The sequence below is a fragment of the Streptomyces dysideae genome (assembly GCF_001514305.1).
In the GTDB taxonomy this organism is placed as follows: domain Bacteria; phylum Actinomycetota; class Actinomycetes; order Streptomycetales; family Streptomycetaceae; genus Streptomyces; species Streptomyces dysideae.
Map to the genome: position 1 here is coordinate 1 of NZ_KQ949208.1, position 892 is coordinate 892.

Sequence of the window (892 nt, forward strand, 5' to 3'; positions counted from 1 at the left end):
TGACGGTCGCAGCCGCGGCTGGATGCGGATCCTCTTCCGAGACCGGTGGTTCTTCCTCCGCGGGTGGGGAGAAGACCACCCAGGTCAAAGTGGGGATCATCCCGATCGTCGATGTGGCGCCGCTGTACCTGGGGCAGAAGAAGGGGTTCTTCAGCAGCCGCGGCATCGACCTGAAGATGGAGACCGCCCAGGGCGGTGCCGCGATCATCCCCGGCGTGGTGAGCGGTCAGTTCCAGTTCGGGTTCAGCAATGTCACCTCGTTGATGATCGCCCAGACCAAGGGCGTGCCGATCAAGTCCGTGGTCAACGGAACCTCCTCCACCGGTGACACCAGCGCGGACAACAGCGGAGTGGCCGTCAAGAAGGACAGCCCGATCAAGTCGGCCAAGGACCTCGCCGGCAAGACCGTGGCGGTGAACACGCTGCAGAACATCGGGGACACCACCGTTCGCGAGTCGGTCCGCAAGGACGGAGGTGACCCCTCGAAGGTCAAGTTCGTCGAGATGCCGTTCGACCAGATGCCGGCCGCGCTGGACGGCGGGCAGGTGGACGCCGCCTGGATGGGCGAGCCCGCGCTGACCATCGCCAAGGGGCAGGGCGCGCGCCTCGTGGCGTCGCCCTTCGCCGAGACCGACCCGAACCTCACCATCGCGACGTACTTCGCCTCCACCAAGCTGGCCCAGGAGAACCCCGACCTGGTGAAGAAGTTCACCGAGGCGGTGACCGAGTCGCTCGAGTACGCCTCGGCGCACCCGGATGAGGCACGTCAGATCGTCACGACCTACACCAAGATCGATGGTGAGGTCCTGAAGAACCTGACGCTGCCGACCTGGCCGGCGGAGTACGACATGGCCTCGTTGGAGAAGCTGGCCTCCCTCGGTGAGAAGGACGG

At 65.6% G+C, this 892-nt stretch carries 1 protein-coding gene; it reads left to right on the top strand.

Annotated elements, in window-relative coordinates; all coding sequences use genetic code 11:
• Window positions 1–892 (top strand): ABC transporter substrate-binding protein (locus tag AQJ91_RS48430; protein WP_234383495.1); only part of this gene is annotated, 892 nt, incomplete at both ends.